This window comes from Tropicibacter sp. Alg240-R139 (genome assembly GCF_900537075.1).
Lineage (GTDB): Bacteria > Pseudomonadota > Alphaproteobacteria > Rhodobacterales > Rhodobacteraceae > Falsiruegeria.
Window position 1 is genome coordinate 265,521 of the sequence record NZ_UNRA01000003.1, and the last position, 19,068, is coordinate 284,588.

General features: G+C 58.5%; 19 protein-coding genes. 7 read left to right on the top strand and 12 right to left on the bottom strand.

Features of this window, described 5'->3' with window-relative positions; translation table 11 throughout:
- The first annotated feature begins 77 nt into the window (after window positions 1-77).
- From panB to G6R15_RS14260, 4 genes are all read left to right on the top strand, one after another.
- Window positions 78-917 (top strand): 3-methyl-2-oxobutanoate hydroxymethyltransferase, encoded by an 840-nt coding sequence (panB, locus tag G6R15_RS14245; RefSeq protein ID WP_164660630.1) that lies wholly within the window; start codon window positions 78-80, stop codon window positions 915-917.
- Window positions 914-1,765 carry a pantoate--beta-alanine ligase gene (panC, locus tag G6R15_RS14250; RefSeq protein WP_164660631.1) on the top strand — a complete coding sequence of 284 codons (852 nt, stop codon included), beginning with the start codon at window positions 914-916 and terminating at the stop codon, window positions 1,763-1,765. Before panB ends, panC begins: the two co-directional genes overlap by 4 nt.
- A gap of 69 nt (window positions 1,766-1,834) precedes the next feature.
- Window positions 1,835-3,313, top strand: coding sequence for a glycerol kinase GlpK (gene glpK / locus G6R15_RS14255; RefSeq protein WP_164660632.1), 1,479 nt, complete (start codon window positions 1,835-1,837; stop codon window positions 3,311-3,313).
- On the top strand, window positions 3,310-3,795 hold the full coding sequence (locus G6R15_RS14260; protein ID WP_255456172.1) for a VOC family protein: 486 nt from the start codon (window positions 3,310-3,312) through the stop codon (window positions 3,793-3,795). Before glpK ends, G6R15_RS14260 begins: the two co-directional genes overlap by 4 nt.
- Before the next feature lie 163 nt (window positions 3,796-3,958).
- Here G6R15_RS14260 and G6R15_RS14265 read toward each other — a convergent pair whose 3' ends face one another.
- The 11 genes from G6R15_RS14265 to G6R15_RS14315 form a co-directional block, all read right to left on the bottom strand.
- Entirely contained in the window at window positions 3,959-5,212 is a 1,254-nt protein-coding gene (locus G6R15_RS14265; protein WP_164660634.1) for a flavin-dependent oxidoreductase, read from the bottom strand.
- Between the two features lie 68 nt (window positions 5,213-5,280).
- Window positions 5,281-5,823: an isopentenyl-diphosphate Delta-isomerase gene (gene idi / locus G6R15_RS14270; RefSeq protein ID WP_164660635.1), complete on the bottom strand. Its 543-nt coding sequence runs from the start codon at window positions 5,821-5,823 to the stop codon at window positions 5,281-5,283.
- A gap of 198 nt (window positions 5,824-6,021) precedes the next feature.
- Entirely contained in the window at window positions 6,022-6,435 is a 414-nt protein-coding gene (locus G6R15_RS14275) for a cytochrome c family protein (RefSeq protein WP_164660636.1), read from the bottom strand.
- A gap of 104 nt (window positions 6,436-6,539) precedes the next feature.
- Window positions 6,540-7,556, bottom strand: coding sequence for a P1 family peptidase (locus G6R15_RS14280; protein WP_164660637.1), 1,017 nt, complete (start codon window positions 7,554-7,556; stop codon window positions 6,540-6,542).
- Window positions 7,557-7,560: 4 nt separating this feature from the next.
- Window positions 7,561-7,914 carry a cupin domain-containing protein gene (locus tag G6R15_RS14285; RefSeq protein ID WP_164660638.1) on the bottom strand — a complete coding sequence of 118 codons (354 nt, stop codon included), beginning with the start codon at window positions 7,912-7,914 and terminating at the stop codon, window positions 7,561-7,563.
- Window positions 7,911-8,657, bottom strand: a complete 747-nt coding sequence (locus G6R15_RS14290) for an SDR family oxidoreductase (protein ID WP_164660639.1) — start codon at window positions 8,655-8,657, stop codon at window positions 7,911-7,913. Before G6R15_RS14290 ends, G6R15_RS14285 begins: the two co-directional genes overlap by 4 nt.
- Before the next feature lie 216 nt (window positions 8,658-8,873).
- The gene (gene arfB, locus G6R15_RS14295) at window positions 8,874-9,293 is read right to left on the bottom strand and encodes an alternative ribosome rescue aminoacyl-tRNA hydrolase ArfB (RefSeq protein ID WP_164660640.1); all 420 of its coding nucleotides are present in this window, start codon (window positions 9,291-9,293) and stop codon (window positions 8,874-8,876) included.
- A gap of 296 nt (window positions 9,294-9,589) precedes the next feature.
- A complete protein-coding gene (locus G6R15_RS14300) occupies window positions 9,590-10,219 on the bottom strand; it encodes a queuosine precursor transporter (protein WP_164660641.1) in 630 nt (209 codons plus the stop codon).
- Between the two features lie 97 nt (window positions 10,220-10,316).
- The gene (locus G6R15_RS14305; protein WP_164660642.1) at window positions 10,317-11,201 is read right to left on the bottom strand and encodes an esterase-like activity of phytase family protein; all 885 of its coding nucleotides are present in this window, start codon (window positions 11,199-11,201) and stop codon (window positions 10,317-10,319) included.
- The gene (gene mepA, locus G6R15_RS14310; protein WP_164660908.1) at window positions 11,174-12,043 is read right to left on the bottom strand and encodes a penicillin-insensitive murein endopeptidase; all 870 of its coding nucleotides are present in this window, start codon (window positions 12,041-12,043) and stop codon (window positions 11,174-11,176) included. The genes G6R15_RS14305 and mepA overlap by 28 nt, the downstream gene beginning before the upstream one ends.
- Window positions 12,044-12,048: 5 nt before the next feature.
- Window positions 12,049-13,413: an MFS transporter gene (locus G6R15_RS14315; RefSeq protein ID WP_164660643.1), complete on the bottom strand. Its 1,365-nt coding sequence runs from the start codon at window positions 13,411-13,413 to the stop codon at window positions 12,049-12,051.
- 203 nt (window positions 13,414-13,616) lie between these two features.
- Between G6R15_RS14315 and G6R15_RS14320 the strand changes: the two genes are divergently transcribed.
- The 3 genes from G6R15_RS14320 (at window position 13,617) to yaaA (ending at window position 16,842) form a co-directional block, all read left to right on the top strand.
- A complete protein-coding gene (locus G6R15_RS14320; RefSeq protein WP_164660644.1) occupies window positions 13,617-13,904 on the top strand; it encodes a YggT family protein in 288 nt (95 codons plus the stop codon).
- 95 nt (window positions 13,905-13,999) lie between these two features.
- Window positions 14,000-16,039 (top strand): DNA helicase RecQ, encoded by a 2,040-nt coding sequence (recQ, locus tag G6R15_RS14325; protein WP_164660645.1) that lies wholly within the window; start codon window positions 14,000-14,002, stop codon window positions 16,037-16,039.
- Window positions 16,040-16,071: 32 nt separating this feature from the next.
- Window positions 16,072-16,842, top strand: a complete 771-nt coding sequence (yaaA, locus tag G6R15_RS14330) for a peroxide stress protein YaaA (protein WP_164660646.1) — start codon at window positions 16,072-16,074, stop codon at window positions 16,840-16,842.
- Here yaaA and G6R15_RS14335 read toward each other — a convergent pair.
- On the bottom strand, window positions 16,833-19,061 hold the full coding sequence (locus tag G6R15_RS14335) for a response regulator (RefSeq protein ID WP_164660647.1): 2,229 nt from the start codon (window positions 19,059-19,061) through the stop codon (window positions 16,833-16,835). The genes yaaA and G6R15_RS14335 overlap by 10 nt on opposite strands.
- Window positions 19,062-19,068 lie beyond the last annotated feature (7 nt).

Sequence of the window (19,068 nt, forward strand, 5' to 3'; positions counted from 1 at the left end):
GGCGCAACCGGGCTTTATATGTGCAGTGCAGAAATGCTATGCCGCGCTGCAACATAATACGCCCGCAGGAGGGAACCATGAGCGCCACCGCCCGCAAGCAAGCGCCAAATGCTGAAGATATCCGTGCCCGCAAAGGTGGGGAACCACTGGTCAGCCTGACCGCCTACACCACGCCGATGGCGCAGTTCATGGACGCGCATTGCGATTTCGTTCTGGTAGGGGACAGCGTTGGCATGGTGCTGCATGGCCTGAAATCGACCCTGAGCGTGACAATGGAGATGATGATTCTGCACGGTCAGGCCGTGGCCCGCGGGCTGTCCAGCGCGATGATGGTCATCGACATGCCCTTTGCCTCTTATGAAGAGGGGCCGCAACAGGCATTTCGCAATGCTGCGCGGCTGATGGCCGAGACCGGTGCCGGAGCGGTGAAGCTCGAAGGTGGGGTCGAGATGGCCGAGACCATCCGCTTTTTGGTCAAACGTGGCATCCCCGTCATGGCCCACATTGGCTTGACGCCGCAGTCGATCAACACGCTTGGTGGATACAAGGTTCAAGGCCGCGATGCGCAGGCTGACTCTGTTTTGGCTGACGCAAAGGCTGTGACTGATGCAGGGGCGTTTTCGGTGGTTCTGGAGAAGGTGCCGCAAACGTTGGCCGATCAGATCACGGCTGAGATCGCCATCCCGACAATCGGCATCGGCGCATCCGCCGACTGTGACGGCCAGATCCTTGTGGTCGACGACATGTTGGGTTTCTTTACCGCCTTCAAACCCAAGTTCGTCAAACGCTATGCCGATTTGGGCGAGCAGGCCGAGTCCGCCATCGCTGAATACGCCGCCGACGTGCGTGCGCGCAGCTTTCCGGCTGCGGAACATGTTTTCGCCGACACTACACCGGCGAAGGGAAACAAGAAATGACTGCCCCGATCCTGCGCACCCTGGCTGAGTTGCGCGAGTTGACTGCCACCTGGAAACGCGCGGGCGAAAGCATCGGCGTCGTGCCGACCATGGGTGCGCTGCATGCGGGCCATCTGTCGCTTGCGCAAGCGGCGCGCGCAGGTTGTGACCGGGTGATCGTGACGATTTTTGTGAACCCCAAACAATTCAACAACCCCGAAGACCTGGAAAACTATCCCCGGACCGAGCATGAGGACGCTGAGAAATTGGCACCCATCGGCGTCGACGCAATCTATGTGCCCGGACCCGAGGAAATCTATCCTAGTGGTTTCGCCACGAATGTGTCCGTGTCAGGTTTGACCGACGTGATGGAGGGCGAGTTTCGCCCCGGTCACTTTGATGGCGTGGCAACGGTGGTGGCCAAATTGTTCCTGCAGACCGCAGCGAATCGGGCGTATTTCGGGCAAAAGGATTATCAGCAGCTGATGCTGGTAACTCGGATGGCTCGCGATCTGGATATTCCCACCGGAGTCATCGGCTGTCCCACGGTGCGCGAGCCCTCGGGCCTTGCCATGTCTTCGCGCAACCTGCGTCTGTCCGAAAAGGGGTTGGCCAAGGCTGCAAAGCTGAATCCGATCATGCAGGACGTGGCCGCAGCTTTGGCGCAAGGTGCGCCTTTTGGGCCCTTGGCGAAACAGGCAAAGGACAAATTGGAACAGGCGGGTTTCGCGGGCATCGAGTACTTTGACCTGCGCTGCGCGACCTCGCTCGAATCGCTGGATACACCCACGCGTCCTGCAAGGATGCTGGTGGCAGCCTGGATGGAAGGCGTGCGCCTGATCGACAACATCGAAGTGCCGGAGGCCTGAAATCTAGGCTGGAACGTTTCCCCGCGCTCGGGCTAACCTCGCGTAAAATCAAGCGGGGAGCGCGCGGCAATGACCTATATTCTGGCGATCGATCAGGGAACCACATCCAGTCGGGCGATCCTGTTCGACGGTGACATGGCTCGTGTGGGTACCGCTCAGCAGGAGTTCACGCAGCACTTCCCGCAAGCCGGATGGGTGGAACACGACGCCGAAGAGATCTGGTCGACGACGCTGGCTGTCTGTCAGAAGGTTTTGGCCAATCATAGCGTCGGGCCAGATCAGATCGCCGGGATCGGCATCACCAATCAGCGCGAAACCACCGTCTTGTGGGACCGCGAAACCGGAAAGCCCCTGCACAATGCCATCGTTTGGCAGGACCGCCGCACCGCCGCGATCTGCGACGTCTTCCGCAGCGAGGGGTGCGAGGATGACATTGTCGCCCAAACTGGTTTGCTCCTGGACCCCTATTTTTCTGGCACCAAAGTCAAATGGCTGCTCGATAAGATCCCTGGCGCTCGCGATAGGGCGGAACGGGGCGAGGTGTTGTTTGGGACCATCGACAGTTTCCTGATCTGGCGCCTGACGGGGGGCAAGGTACATGCCACTGACGCCACCAACGCGGCGCGGACTTTGCTGTTCAACATCCATTCGGGTGAATGGAGCACCGACATCTGCGATCTGCTGCACGTGCCCATGTCCATGCTGCCCGAGGTACGCGATTGTGCGGCGGACTTTGGGACGACCGCGCTTTTTGGTGGGTCAATTCCCATTCTGGGCGTGGCCGGCGATCAGCAGGCGGCAACGATGGGGCAGGCCTGTTTCCAGTCCGGCATGATGAAATCCACCTATGGCACAGGCTGTTTCGCGCTGCTTAACACGGGGACGGAGCCGGTGGCATCGAACAACCGCCTGCTGACCACCATTGCCTATCAGCTGGGCGGGCAGCGGACCTATGCGTTGGAAGGGTCGATCTTTATTGCGGGGGCTGCTGTGCAATGGCTGCGCGATGGTTTGGGCATCATCGAGAACGCCCCGCAAAGTGGTGAGTTGGCGGCCCAGGCTGATCCGGCGCAGAATGTGGTGCTGGTTCCGGCCTTTACCGGGTTAGGCGCGCCCTATTGGAAACCTGATTGCCGGGGCGCTGTGTTTGGCCTGACCCGCAACTCTGGCCCGGCCGAATTTTCCAAGGCCGCATTGGAAAGCATTGCCTATCAGACCCGCGATCTGTGGGAGGCGATGCAAGGCGATTGGGGTAGCGATGCTGACGTGACCTTGCGCGTGGATGGGGGCATGAGCGCATCCAGCTGGGCGATGCAGGGCTTGTCGAACCTGTTGGGCGCGTCTGTGGACCGTCCGGTGATGCAGGAAACCACGGCGCTTGGCGCGGCTTGGCTTGCGGGCATGCAGGCTGGCGTCTACCCGGATCAGGCGGGCTTTGCCGAAACCTGGGCGTTGGATCAGCGGTTCGATCCCAAGATGGACGAGGCCGATCGCGAAGCAGCTTACGCCCGCTGGAAATCGGCAGTCGCGGCAGCAATGGCGTTTTGAGGCTTTCACACATCAACATCGTGGCGCGGGACGTGGAGCGATTGGCTGAATTCTACCGTCAGGTCTTTGGCTGTCGCGATCTGCGTGCGTCCCGGACCCTGTCCGGCGCGGCTATGGATCGCGGGATGGGGTTGAGTCGTGTACAAATTCGCTCGGTCTGGCTGTCCATGCCTGGGTGCGATGAGGTGTTTCTGGAGCTCTTTCAGTTTGCCTCGCCCGGTGATCGTACGGGCGACCACGCCAACACGCCGGGCTACGCGCATATGGCTTTTGACGTGAGCGATCTTGTGGCCACCTGCGACGCGATCCTTCGGGCCGGAGGTTTCGCTTTGGGCGAGGTCACCAACCTTGGCACGGACGAGAACCCGTCTCTGGCGGTCTATATGCGCGACCCCGAAGGCTCGATATCATCGAGCTTGCGGAACACTAGCCGGGAATCTCTCCGATTACGGGGTGCTCCCGCCCGTCGTCAATTTTTCTAACGAAAAACCTCCTCCCGTTGGGCCGGGCCTCGCTTCGCTCGGCGGTTGGCGTTTGTGGCGAAACAGGTGCCACAAACGGAACCGCGCCGCGCAGCGGCGCCCGGCCCAAAGCCGCTAGCGGTGCCGACGCAGTCGGGATCGCTCGCGTGCGGGAGCACCCCCGTCAACCGTCAACACGCGCGCCTTCTGGAATGATACGGGGTTTGGCATTCAGCGCCTCGATCGAGAAGCCTGCAATGGACTTGTATTTCTCGGCATGCGCCGCGAGATCGGCACGGGGGATGACGTCCTCGATCACTTCGAATTCACCACCGCACAGATCCTCGACTCGTTGCAGCACCGCATCCGGCCCGCCGCCCGCGCGGTTGGCGAGACCGACGCCGGTTGTGATTGGGCGCACCTGTTCTTCATACGCCTCAAGTGCCTGCGGTGCGATCCCATGCTCCAGCAGGCGGGCCCCGATGATGCGGGCATCGACGATGGCTTGGCTCGCCCCGTTTGAACCGATGGGATAGGTTGGGTGCGCCGCATCGCCCATCAACGTCACAGCGCCTTGGGTCCAGCGCGGTAGCGGGTCCCGGTCGACCATCGGGTATTCGAATACCACCGACGCGCCGTTGATCAGGGACGGAACATCAATCCAGTCAAACTGCCAACTTTCGAAGTCAGGAAGAAATTCTGCGATGTCAGCAGGGCGATTCCAATCTTCTTTCTTCCAAGCGGCATCGAGCGGAAAGCGCTTTTCGGCGATCCAATTGAGGGTGGTCATGCCGCTTTCGGGGTCAGGTTCGGAAATCGGATAGGCAACGACGCGCAAGTCATCATGCCCGATCATCACCATCGCTGCGCCACCTTGGAATTCGGGCGCTTGGGTCGTTGCACGCCACAGGACACGGCCGTTCCAGATTGGCTCACCCTCGTCCGGGTACATTTGTGCGCGCAGGGCCGAATGGATGCCGTCGGCTGCCACGATCAGGGCCCCTTCCGCTGAACGTCCCTGGTCAAGCAACAGGGTCGATGGACCTTTGAACCCAAAGGCTCGCGCACCGGTTTCGATACAATCCGGTCCGGCGCGATCAAGCAAAGCGCGATAGAGCATCATTTGTAATTCACCACGATGAACCGAGTATTGTGGCCAAGTGTATCTAGCCCAGGTGCCGCGTGGTTCTTCCCAAATGGTTTTGCCAAGTTTCGAATAGAATCCATATTGCTTGGTACGCACGCCGATGGCGTCCAGCTCATGCTCCAACCCCATCTCGAACAACTCGCGCACCGCGTTGGGTTGCAGGTTGATGCCGACACCCATGGGGTGGATCTCTTGTGCGGCTTCAAAGATACGGAATGGCACGCCGATCTGATGCAATGTCAGCCCAAGGCTTAGGCCGGCAATGCCCCCGCCGACAATCAAAATGGTCAAATTCTCTCTCCCTCAACTGAGGTCAGAGAAGCAAGTTCAGATGTAACTGACAAGGGGTCGTGGAGGTCTCAGGCTTTGGCTGAGATGATCAGGTCAGGCCCAAAGATGGTATCGGCGTGGTGCTGTAGGTAAATCTTGAGCCAAGGCGTAAACCGCTCAGGGTGGCGGCGTACTTCGGCCAGCAGATCGTGATAATCGATCCAACGGGTATCCATCACTTCTTCGGGGTTGGGCTCCATCGCCAGATCGCCGCGCGTATGAGCGAGGAAGACATCGACCACTTCGTTTTCGACCATGCCATTGCCAACGTCAGCGTGATATTCCAGACGGTGCCGGTACTCTGGGTAAAGACCGGTGATCCCCAGCTCTTCGTTCAGGCGTCGAACGGCGCAGGTGCTTGACGTTTCGTCCCAGTCGGGATGGGTGCAGCAGGTATTCGCCCACAGGCCCGGCGTGTGGTACTTGTTCATCGCGCGTTGCTGGATCAGGATGTCCATCCCGCGCACGACAAAGACAGACACGGCCTTGTGTTTGAGCCCCTTTTCATGCGCTTCGAGCTTGTCGACAGGAACCAATTCGCCGTTCACCCAGGCGGGGATCAAGATACCCATGTCGAAGTTCCCAGAATGTTGTGCGATTTGCAGGTCATGAAGGGCCGAATTGCGATGTGTTAAGTTGGTTTGTCGGGGCGCGAGGGTCGCAAAGCTGCCCTGCTGACATCAAAGGTGGCGTCGAACGTCAAGCCGATCAATCGCACGAAAGGCCGCAGGGCTGCGGCCTTTTGTTCCCTTTGCGCATTTTGGCCGGTTTTATTCAGCTGTGACGCTTTCCAAGTAGGCATAAATGTCTTCGGCGCCCTTCTTGAGCTTGAAGGACATTTTGGACTTGGCCGAGGTATCGTCGAGGTAGGTTTTCAGGAATTTCTTGGGATCCTTGGTGTATTCGGCAAAATTGGCCTCATCCCAAACCAGGCCGTTTTCGCCCGCTTCAATCAGGCTCTTGCCATATTTGAACCCGTCGACAGTGCCCGCGGTGCGGCCCGCGATACCGTAGAGGTTTGGACCGGTCTTACCGCCCTTCAGGATGGTTTCCCCGTCATCGGACACGATGGTGTGACAGGCTTTGCATTTGTTAAAGGCTTTCTTGCCCTTTTCTGCATCCCCTTCGGCCAGGGCAGGCACGGCCAGCAGGCCGACAATCATTGTCGCAACAAGACGTTTCATGGCTATTCTCCACTAATTTGGCTGATCCTAATGAGAGGTCACGGCCCCGAAGAGTCAAAACGGCACTTTGACGCGCACCGGCACTGTGTCGCAGTCAGCGGGCCCTATTTTCTGTTGGCGTGCGACCACGTCGGCAAAAGATCGCCATCGGATGGTGTCGCCAGATAAACGGCGCGGGCAATGGCGCGCGACAGGCAGATCGCGGCGGCATGACCGATAACCGTCAGGTCGCGCTCTGGGTTTGTCATAGGTCGTGCGCCAGTAGAAACCGAAAACACCAAGTCTCCATCCCCTGGCGAATGTGCTGGCACCGTTGCCCGCGCAATGCCATCGTGGGCCGCAATCGCCATGCGTTGGCATTGCGCTTTGGACAGATCGGCATCGGTTGCCACGATTGCGATGGTTGTGTTGGCCCGGTCCTGTGATTGCTGACGCATTGCCATCAACTTGCGGCTCTCTTGGCTGCGACCCAGCCCGCTGCTCGGGTCTGGACCTGCGCCGCCGAACTCTGCGTCGATTTCAAAGTTTGCGGCCCAGAAATGCCGATCTCCCGGTGTGGTGACGCTGCCCATTGGGTTGGCGCCCACCAAGGCGCCGACCGTTATTCCATCGCCCAACACCAGTGACGCAGACCCTAGTCCGCCCTTGAGCATAGAGGTCAACGCCCCAGTACCGGCGCCTGCAGTGCCCAGTTCAAAGTCGTCGCGCGCAGATTCAAAAGCAGCGCGGCCAAGGGCGCGATAGGGGTTTTCTGCCCAGTCCTTTTGCCCGCCGTTGAGCAGATCGAACAAGATCGCTCCGGGTACCAAGGGGATGATCGCTTCAGCGACCTGAAACCCGCGCCCCTGCGCGCGCAATCCATCCACGACGCCGGAACATGCATCCAGCCCATAGGCCGATCCCCCCGACAACACCAGCGCATCAACCTTGGCCACCGATTTGTCGGGGGCTAGCAGATCGGTCTCTCGCGTGCCAGGCGAGCCGCCCATGACGTGGACGGAGGCCGTGAAAGGTTCAGGCGCGGTCAGAACGGTTGCACCGGACTTAAGCGCATCGTCTTGCGCATTGCCCACCAACACGCCGCGGACATCAGTGATCAGGTTCTTGGGGCCGGGCTGCATGATGTCAGATCCTGGGTTTTGGGGCTGCGGTTGCGGGATCGCCGGTGTTTGGCACGCCCTTAGGCTCAATCAACAAAACTTTGCATTCGGCGTCCGCGCGCGGTCGGTGTATTACGCCCTTGGGAACGACATAGAGTTCGCCTGCACGAACAAATTTGGGCGCTTTCCCTTCGATATCCATCACCATTTCCCCCTCGAGTACGAGAAAGAAATCGTCGGTGTCGTCATGGTGATGAAAAGGAAACTCTCCCTGAAACTTGACTACCATCACGTCGTTGTCGTTGTAATCGGCCACCACATGCGGGTCCCAATGGGACGAGAATTGCGCCAATTTATCTGCCAGGTTCACACGGCTCATATACAGCGGCCCCCGTCGACTTCCATGGCGATGCCAGTGATCATGCTGGCCTCGTCCGAACACAGGAAACACGCAGCATTGCCCATGTCCTCAGGCTGGGAAAACCGTCCCAAAGGGATCGTCGACAGGAACTTGGCTCGCATTTCAGGGGTGTCTTCGCCCATGAAGGACTTGAGCAGCGGCGTTTCCCCGGCCACCGGGTTCAGTGCGTTTACGCGGATGCCGGACGGAGCCAATTCAACCGCCATGGTCTTGGTTGCTGTGATCATCCAACCCTTGGACGCGTTGTACCAATTCAGGTTTGGGCGCGGTGAGACACCAGCGGTTGACGCGATGTTCAGAATTGCTCCGGTGCCCCGCTCTTTCATGTGAGGGACAAGGGCGCGCGCGGTTAGGTACACCGACTTCATGTTCACGTTGAACATGCGGTCGAAATCGGCTTCTCTGACATCTTCGAGCGGAGTGGGCAAATGAGTTACACCGGCGTTGTTGATCAGAATATCGAGGTGACCCAGCTTGGCCAATGCAGCTTCGGCCATGGAATCGACTGACACCGGATCGCCGACATCAACTTGATGAGCAATGGCGTCTCCATCCATCTGCTTGGCGGTGTCGCGGGCCGCATCCATGTTGATATCCGCAATCATCACACGCGCGCCTTCGGAAACGAATTTTGCCACGATCCCGGCACCAAAGCCCGACCCACCACCGGTTACGATTGCCCTTTTCCCCTGCAGTCTCATGTGCTTCCTCTTCCCTGAAAACGCGATGTTGGAGGTACACTAACAGCGCTTGCCAAGGACACCAGTGCAAAGCGCGCGCTGTGATATAGTCAATGGATTCAGGGGTGCTCCCGCCAGTCACCGATGTTTCTGACGAAACACCTCCTCCTGTTGGGCCGCTAGTGGTGCCGACGAAGTCGGGAGTGCTCGGGCGCGGGAGCTCCGCGAATTTGGAATTTAGTCGTCTGCGATCCTGCCACGCAGCGATTTGACTTCGCTGCGGGCCTTCTTGGCCTGCAACCGACGTCGAACCGATCCTTTGGTGGGTTTCGTGGCGATCCGGCGTTTGGGCGCGACCAGAGCGCTTTGGATCAGGGCCACTAGCCGATCGCGCACAATCTCGCGGTTGCGAATCTGCGATCTGGTTTCGTCACACTGCAGGATCAGCGCGCCCTCTTTCGTCCAGCGGCGACCCGCCAGACGTCTGAGCCGCGATTTGACGGCACCGGTGAGCGACGGCGAGCGCTCGGCTTCGAACCGCAACTCTACAGCGGTTGCGACTTTGTTGACGTTCTGGCCCCCGGGGCCAGAGGCACGCATAAAGCTTTCCGTCAACTCCCAGTCCTGAATGGTAATGTCATCGGTGATCCGCATCATGGTGCGACTCTACAGCGACCCACAGCAGGCAAACAGGGTAAAATCAAAAAGGGCTGCCCGGAAACGAGCAGCCCTTCGAAAGTTTAAGGAGGTCGGGTCGGTCAGAGCGAACTCAACGGACCTGAACTCAGATCGTTTCGGGTGGCGTTGCTGCCAAAGGTTGCCTTAGCAGGCGTGCCCCCGAATTGTTCCGACACCTCTCTCCAATCTCTTTCTCGACACTGGATCACCTCCTTTTCTTTTGTTGAACTCAAGGGGAGCGTGACACGGGTTGTCGATTTTTCCAAACAAATTCGTCAGGCAGCGCTGCCGTTCGGATCCAAGCGCCGAACAATCAGGCGGAACGGGATCAGTGCGATCAGAGCCAGCGAAAGCTTGACCAGCCAGTCAGCAAAGGCCAGTGAGACCCACAGCGGCGCAACCGGACCAACGCCTAGCATCGGGATTGCTTCGTTCGCCCAGGACACATCGTTGGCCGGTTCCAGCCAGGCCAGCTGTGCCGAAAACGCGATTGAAAAGAACAGCGCGGTGTCAATACAGGACCCGACCAGGGTCGAGGCCAGCGGCGCGCGCCACCATTTACCACCGCGCAGGGCGGCAAAGATGCTGACGTCCAGCATTTGCGCCGTTAGGAATGCAATGCCTGATCCCACGGCGATGCGCAGGGTGACCAGCGGGCCGAACTCACCCATGATCTGGGTGCCGATCAGCGAGCAGATGACGCCCACGATGAAGCCGATAAAAACCACCCGACGTGCCGGACCGGCGCCATAAACGCGGTTCATTACGTCCGTGACCAAGAATGCAAGCGGATAGGTAAAGGCCCCCCAAGTCAGCCATTGGCCGAACAGGAATTGAACCAGTATGTTAGAAGCCACAACGATGGCGGCCATGGCAAGAATGCCGGGAAGATGTTTACGTGTCATATGTCTGAGCCCGTTTTTTTGACAAGGTAGCGGCGACTTGTCCCACCGGATTGGCAGGTAAGCGGGGCGTTTAGCCAAAAAGGCGTGTTAACGCAAGTCAGTCAGGCAGGGCGTATTCCACCAACTCAGTACGCTGTATGAACAGGAAATTGTCGTCTGACACCATTGTGGCCCGCAACTTCTCGTCCGCGTCGCGCCAGATCGAAAGCCCTTCTAGGTTGTCGTGTGTGCTTGAATGCGTTTTGATCAGGACCTTACCGTTGCTTGGTTGACCGCCCAGCATGTCCCAACGGCGCAACTGAGTGCGAAATCCCAAAATCCCAGCAGAACGCTCCAGCAAATAAAGCCGCCCGTCTGGTCCGATGTCGGCACCGACAGGCAGGAACTCGCCGGATTTCGGCAAGGTAAAGGGTTGCGACCAACGTCGGCCATTCCAGCGATAAACGGGAATGCGCCGCTCGGCAGTCAAGCCGCTTTCGGGCATGGTGTACAACCGATTTTGGTTGTCGATGGCCAATGCCTCGAATGAGCCGTTGATCGCCATTTTTTTGAAGGCATCGGGATGAAGTAAAACCGATGTCGTGCTGTCACTGCGATTGTAGTGTGCGATCCTATGGATGCCTTCGAACGAAATAAAGACGGTGCCGTCTTCGGCAATTGCCAGTCCCTCAGAATCGGCTCCTAGTCCCCGCAGGGTTTTGCCCGTGCTCGACAGCACTCGCGCGCTCGAAGTTATTTCGATGTCATCGATGTTCGTTTCGGTGCGCGAAACACGGGCCGTCAGAATGACTCCCCGGTCGTTGAGCACTGTTATGTTGCGTCCGTCCGCGGATATTTCCAATGCGGAAAAACCCCCGAACCAGGGGGCCGAGTTGTCCCAGCTGTAGCTGCTCAGATAAGTGGCTTTGGCGGTGTCGACCGCGACAACGGATCCGGCCAGTAAGCAGGTGAAAATTATTGAGATTGCAAAACTGAGACGCATTGTTTGGGTAGATCCGCTAACAGATATTCGCGACGTTTCTTGGGAGGTGGCGCGTTGGGGTCCCGCGGTTTGGGCGGGGGCGGGCTGATGATGTTATTGACCCAGGTCTGCGCCTCGGCACATCCATCACCCTTGGGCGGCGGGTCCTGGTTAACGCACCCTTTGGCGTTGCGAGGACACTTGAGGCGTACATGGAAATGATAATGGTGACCGTACCAGGGCCGGATCTTGCGCAGATAAGCACGATTACCCTTTTCGTTGTTGCACATTTGCACCTTGGCACCGGGAAAGACAAAGATGCGCGCAGTGCGCTTGTCTTTGGCAGCGGCCTTGATGATCTCGTGATGTTGGTGCGTCCAGTTGCTGTTGACGAACGCCCCCTTGTTTCGACGCAGCGAGATCGACGAAATGCCCTCGCGTTGCTGCCGAGACAGGCGCAGGTTGTTGGCAGGCAGCATCCAGATGTCGATGTCCAAACCGATCTGATGGCTACGATGCCCAGTCAGCATCGGTCCCCCACGTGGCTGACTGATGTCCCCGATGTAAAGCCCGCTCCAACCACGTTGTTTTGCGGCCTTGCGGCTGAGTTTTTCGATGAAATCTATGGTTTCGGGATGGCCCCAGTTACGATTGCGCGACAGACGCATCGCCTGCCATGTTGGACCGGTTTCCGGCAGTTGCACCGATCCCGAAGCGCAGCCTTTGGAATAACTGCCAAAGGCACTGGCACGCTGACGCGATCCGGCATCCATTGCCCCAAACAACTGTTTCGCCAAGGGCTCAGCCACAGCAGGCAGAGCCAGCACGACGGCACAGGCAACGAAACTCACAACTCGCAACATACGCACTAGGTTCGGTCCCCTTCTGCTTTTACCCAGGTCAACAGGATCAGACCCAGAATAAACAAACCGACCACCGGGGAAACCCCCAAGCGTGCGCTGCCGGTTGCGGTGGTCATGATTGCGATCAATGCTGGGGCTAGAAAAGCGGTTGCGCGACCCGATAAACCATAGAGGCCAAAGCTCTCAGTGGGTGCGTCGGGGTCAGAGTGGCGCACCATCATCGACCGGCTTGAAGCCTGCAATATTCCGCCCATGCCACCAATTAGAATGCCACACCCGAAAAAGATCAGGTCTGGCAAAGTTGACCCTTCGGCCAGTGGAATGCCGAATATTTGCGTCCGGTCCATACCGACAATTGTTGCGCAAACCAGGATCAATACCCAGATCGAGCCCTTGATCACCGGTTTAGGGCCAAATTTCTTGTCGGCCTTACCCCCCAGCCAAGCGAAAAGCGCTGCTGCCAGGACGCTGATGATGCCAAAAACGCCGATCTTGACGATGTTCCATTCCAGAACCAGCGTCGCATAAACGCCGCCAAACCCGTAAAGCCCGTTCAGTGCATCACGATATAGCATCGACGACCCTAGGTAAGCCGCGAGGCTGGAGCGGGACAACACGCGCTTGACCGCCTTGCTAAGCATATTAAGCGCTTGCGACAGGCCGCCCGGTTTGCCAGACGGGTCACTGTCACGGACCCACATGAAGTATGGGATCATGAACAGCGTGTACCAAACGGCGGTCAAGATACCGACAAATCGCGTACCCTCGCGCGCGCCGGCATCCAAGCCAAAGGCCGGGTCCAGACCAATCAGCGTTTTGCCGTTGGGTTGTTCCACAAACAACGCCAGCATGATCGCCAGCGACACCAGTCCGCCAAAATAGCCAAAAGCAAACCCCGACCCCGAGATCTTGCCGACGTTTTCTTCGTCGCCAATGTCGGGGAGCTGAGAGTTGATGAAGATCAGCGCATATTCTGCACCGACAAAGCCCAGGCCAAAGGCAGACAGCATCCACCACATGTTCGACCCGTCGGGCATCGTGTACCACAGCAGGCTCGAGCCAACGACGTACATGACCGAAAAACCGAAAATCCATGGGATGCGCCGCCCGGTGACGTCCGCCAAAGCTCCGATCAGAGGGGCGCCAAAACCGATAACCAGCCCGGTGATGGTCAGGCACCACGACCACACGGTCTGTGCCCGCGCTGCGGCGGCTTGGTTGTCCAATCCGGTTGACAGGAAGTGTTCGGCCGCAACACTCGCGAAATACGGACCAAAGATAAAGGTGACCAGCAAGGTGTGGTACGGCTGACTGGCCCAGTCAAAGAACCACCAACCCCAAATGCGCTTGCGCGCAGAAATTTCCGCCATGTCTATCCCCAATTCGATTGCTTCGATATGACGGGGAATTCATGAACGAAGCAAGGGCTATCGCTGCGCTGCGAGGGTGTCGTTGCCAGGGCGGCACAGTCAGTCGCGTATCAACCATGGGCCTTTGCAGCTCTTGCCCTTTGAGACAGGTCTGCTTAGGTGATATGCGGCCCAAGATAGCGGCCTGACAAAGAGGAAGCCCGATGCAATCGCTGTTCCAAATCCTGATGTTGCTGCTGGACGTAGTTTGGTTCTTCATCATTGCCCATGTGATTATGAGCTGGCTGATCAACTTTCAGGTGCTCAACCTGCATCAGCAACTGGTGTCGCAGATCTGGTACGGACTGAACCGCATCCTTGAACCGCTCTATGGTCCTGTGCGCCGCATGTTGCCGCCGATGTCGGGTTTGGACCTGGCACCACTGGTGGTTTTGCTAGGTGTTTTTGCCCTGCGGATTGTCCTAATCAACAACGCGGCGCTGTTCTACTGACCTCTTGATCCGAGACCTCTTGTTCACGGAATCTTAGTATGTGATTGTGTGTCGTAAGAGCAGACACACAAAATACTGACGAGGCACACGCCCAAATGTTCGACGCCGCGCCGCTGTTGCGAGATGTCTTTGGATTCGACGCTTTCCGCCCCGGGCAGGAAGAGATTGTCGATGCCGTGACAGCAGGCGAAAACGTGCTGGCCATCATGCCTACGGGTGGCGGTAAATCCCTGTGCTTTCAACTGCCTGCGCTGATGCGCGAGGGGGTCACGGTGGTGATCTCGCCGTTGATTGCGTTGATGCGCGACCAGGTGCGGGCTCTGCAAGAGGCAGGCGTCAACGCCGGCGCTCTGACGTCGGGCAATACGCCCGAAGAGACAGAGGCCGTGTGGCAAGCGCTGGACGCGGGTGAGCTTAAGCTGCTGTATATGGCGCCTGAACGTTTGGCGTCGGGCGCGGCGATGAGCATGCTGCGCCGGATCGGCGTCAGTCTGATCGCTGTTGACGAGGCTCATTGCGTCAGCCAGTGGGGCCACGATTTTCGCCCTGATTATCTGCGGATCGGCGAGCTACGCCGTGCTCTGGACGTGCCGCTAGCGGCCTTTACCGCAACCGCGGACGCGGAAACGCAGGACGAAATTGTCGAAAAGCTGTTCGACGGTGTTCCACCGCGCGCCTTTCTGCGCGGATTTGACCGGCCCAACATCCACCTGGCTTTTTCAGCCAAGGACAATCCCCGCCGCCAGATCATGGAGTTCGCCGCAGCACGAAAAGGGCAATCCGGCATCGTTTATTGTGGCACCCGTAACAAGACGGAGACCTTGTCGCAAGCTCTGCGCGAGGCAGGGCACAGCGCGTGCTATTATCACGGCGGGATGGATGCCGAGGACCGCCGGATCGTGGAAACCCGTTTCGCCCGCGAGGATGGGCTGATCGTGGTGGCAACCGTGGCCTTTGGCATGGGTATCGACAAGCCTGATATCCGCTGGGTCGCCCACGCCGATTTGCCCAAATCGATCGAAGCTTACTATCAGGAAATCGGTCGCGCTGGGCGCGATGGCGGGCCTGCGGAAACGCTGACGCTCTTTGGCCCCGACGACATCCGCCTGCGTCGCTCGCAGGTTGACGAGGGGCTGGCACCGCCCGAACGCCGTGCGGCCGACCACGCGCGGCTGAATTCGCTGCTTGGGTTGGCAGAGGCGCTGGAATGCCGCCGGAAAACGCTGTTGGGATATTTTGACGAAACGGATGTGACTTGCGGCAAATGCGATCTGTGCGACACGCCAGCGGATGTGTTCAATGGCACCACCCCGGTGCGTATGGCGCTGTCGGCCATCCTGCGCACCGAAGAATGGTTTGGCTCGGGCCATCTGATCGACATTCTACTGGGTAGTGACACTGACAAGATCCGCGCCCGTCGGCACGACCAACTGCCCACCTATGGCGTTGGCAAAGAATACAGCAAGCCGCAATGGCAGGCGATTTTCCGGCAGATGATGGGGCACGATCTGATACGGCCCGATCCCGAACGCCACGGCGCACTGCGCATGACCGAAGGTGCCAAGCCGATCCTGAAGGGCGAAGCGAACATCCAGCTGCGCCGGGATTCTATCCGCAAAGCCGCGCGAAGACCGGCGGTCAAAGCAATGGTTTCGGATGAAGACGCGCCGCTGCTGTCTGCGCTCAAGGCCAAGCGACGGGCGCTGGCCGAAGCGGGCAAGGTGCCGGCCTATGTGATCTTCCCGGACCGCACTTTGATCGAGATGGCCGAACGCCGCCCCGCATCGCTGGATCAGATGGCGCGGGTGGCGGGTGTGGGGGCCAAGAAACTGGAACGCTATGGCTCACTCTTTCTTGAAGTGATCACCGGCGCCATCGAAGAGCTGCACCCGGCGCGACGCAAACTGGCTGGTCGGGATCGGGCAGACGTTTATGACCAACTACTTGAAAAGCAGACGGAACTGTCGCGCGGCGTGGGCGGGATCGACAAACCGCTCAGCTGCTCGGCTTCGCAATTGGCCAAGGTGGCGCAGCTGAAACCCGAAGACCGATATGGGTTGGAACGGGTGCTGGGCGAACGTCGAGCCGAACGTTTTGGTGATGCCTTTCTGGACGTGTTGCGCGCGGCGGGCTAAGTCTGCGGGAACACGCAAATTGGGGGCAGAACATGCTTGTGGTGATTTCCCCAGCCAAACGGCTGGATTGGGCGGAACGTGATGTGACGGCGACTGAGCCTGCATTTCAGGACGACGCGATCCGCTTGGCCAAGACAGCACGGAATCTGACGCTGGGAGATTTGCAGAAACTGATGGACATCAGCCCCGATCTGGCGCGCCTCAACCACGACCGCTTCAAGGTTTTTGCCGATGAACCTGACGTCGATGTGACCCGCCCCGCCGCGCTGGCCTTTGCCGGTGACACCTATCAGGGGCTCGAGGCGGCATCGCTGGATGCTGACGAATTGGCCTGGGCGCAGGACCATCTGCGCATTCTGTCAGGGCTTTATGGCGTGTTGCGTCCGCTGGACCGCATTCAAGCCTATCGCTTGGAAATGGGCAGCAAGTTGAAAACCCGTCGCGGAAAGTCGCTTTACGATTACTGGCGGGATCAACTCAGCAAGGCGCTAAATGCACAAGGCGAAGCCGTCGGATCAGACGTTCTGGTGAATTGCGCCAGCCAGGAGTATTTTGGTGCCGTGGCCCCCAAAGCGCTAAAGCTACGTGTCGTGACCCCGGTATTCATGGAAGATAAGGCGGGCACCCCCAAGATTGTCAGCTTCTTTGCCAAAAAGGCGCGCGGTGCGATGGCACGCTACATCGTTCAACACCGGCTGACGGACACAAAGAGCATTCTGGAGTTCGACACCGGTGGGTATGCCTATCGCGCCGACTTATCCACGCCGGACAAGCCGGTTTTTGTGCGCCCGTATCAGTCTTGATCTGCATCTGCATTGTTGACCGGCAGAACATCTGCCGGTTGATGTTCTTCAATACGTTCATGGATCAGAGTCTTGCGCAGCGGCTTGGTCATGTAGAAATCCAGGCCCGCGGCCAAGATCCCCTCGGAATCGCCGTCCATCGCGTGGGCCGTCAGGGCCACGATCGGAATATGTCGCCCTGTGCCGTCTTCTAGCCTGCGAATCTCGCCTGTCGCTTCCTTGCCATCCATCTTCGGCATAGAGATATCCATAAAGATCAGGTCGGGTTCGAAGGTGCCAAACGCCTCGACCGCCTCAAGGCCGTTGTTTGCGAACTTAAGCTCGATTTCCAGCTCTTTGACCATTTTGCGGAACACCAACTGGTTGGTTCGGTTGTCTTCGGCGGCCAGAACGCGCATCCGGCGTTTTTCAACCGACGCTGCAGCTTTCGTTCCTTTGTGTGTATCAACTTCGGAGTGCGAATTTTCGGGGGTATCCACCGTTTTTCGCGTCTTGGCGCCCAGATTGGACAGTCGCGAAAAGAGTTCGGCCCGAGGGATGGGTTTTTGGAGTATTCCCTGCAGCAGTTTGCTGGCTGGATCTGCCTGCGCCACGCTGGGGTTAGACGACAGCAGAATAAAGGGTACCTCGCTCCAGCCGCGGGTATGCAAGGCATCGACCAATTCCAACCCGTCCAAATCGGGCATGTTGTGATCGCTCAACACCAGATCGACGCTCTTGTCTATGCAGTTCAGCGCCTCTTTGCCGGACGAACAAGACGTGACATTGACCCCAAGCTGCGCCAACTGCTTTTGCAGGATTGCGCGATTGACCGCCAGATCATCGACGATCATCACATGTTGGATTTCTCCTAGAAAGTTCGGCGGCACCGGTTGCGGCCCCTCGGCCATGTCCATGTTCACGCGGAACCCAAAGCACGATCCGATACCTTCTTCGCTTTCAACCCAGACCGACCCTTCCATCAGTTCGACAAGACGGCGCGAGATTGCAAGACCCAGGCCCGTGCCTTCGAACTTGCGGTTGCGCTCATCCTCGACCTGGTTGAATTCACCGAAAATGTGGTCGATCTTGTCGGTCGGAATTCCGATGCCTGTGTCTTCAATCGCGACGTGAATGGCGCATTTCTGAGAAGCGGGATCCGGCACACCAGTTACGCGGATTAATACGTGACCCTTTGAGGTGAACTTGATCGCGTTGCCCACAAGATTTGTCAGAACCTGCCGTACCCGCCCCGGATCGCCGATGAACAGCGTAGGCAGGAACAGGTCATAATCCACCAAGAGCGTCAGCCCTTTGTCGCGAACCGTGGGCTGCAACAGCATGGCAATTTCGTGGATGCAGCGTTCCAGATCAAACGGCTCGGTGTGCAAGATCAGCTTGTCGGCCTCGATCTTGGAATAATCCAGAACGTCGTTGATGATCACGAGCAGCGCCTCGCCCGAGTTCTTGATCGTGTTGGTGTAAAGCCTTTGTTCCTCGTCCAGGGCCGTATCAGTGAGCAGCTCGGCCATGCCCACAACACCGTTCATCGGCGTGCGGATTTCATGGCTCATGTTGGCCAAGAACGCCGATTTGGCCCGGTTCGCCGCTTCGGCGCGTTCGCGGGCAGAGCGCAGTTCGGTTTCGTAGTGGACAGAAGACGTGATGTTCAGCGCAAGGCTCACGACGTCCCCGCCATGACCGCGCTGGTCGATCAGCTTGACGTATTGGTCGTTCCACATGCGCAACACGACTGGTTCGGGGTTCGGGGCCAGCCAACGCTCGGTCATCATGTGGCGCCATTCATCCGGGGCCAGGGTTTCAGTGTTGACCAACCCCTCGTCTGTAAACAGCTGCAAAATCCGCATATACGAGATACCCGGCGCGACCTCCTCCAAACCATCAAAGGCATTCAGGTAGGCGGTGTTGGCACCTATTAGGTTGCTGTCGGCGTCAAAGAAGGCAAACCCATCCTGGATGGTCTGGATCGAGTGCCACAACCGGCGCTCGGCAATCTCTATCTTGGCGTTGGCCACTGTCAGGTCGGATTTGACCTTTTCATTTTCATCGCGAACGGTCGCAACCTCGGCCTGCTTTTCACCAATCTTGCGCGTCAGGGCCAACGCGTGCCGCCCTAGCTTGCGATTGGCCGCGCTCAATTCGGCTTGCTTCAGTTCCAGCAAGCGTTCGGCGGCTAGACGTGCACGCCGTTCCTCGGCCAATTTGTTGACAAGGCTCATTCCAGAC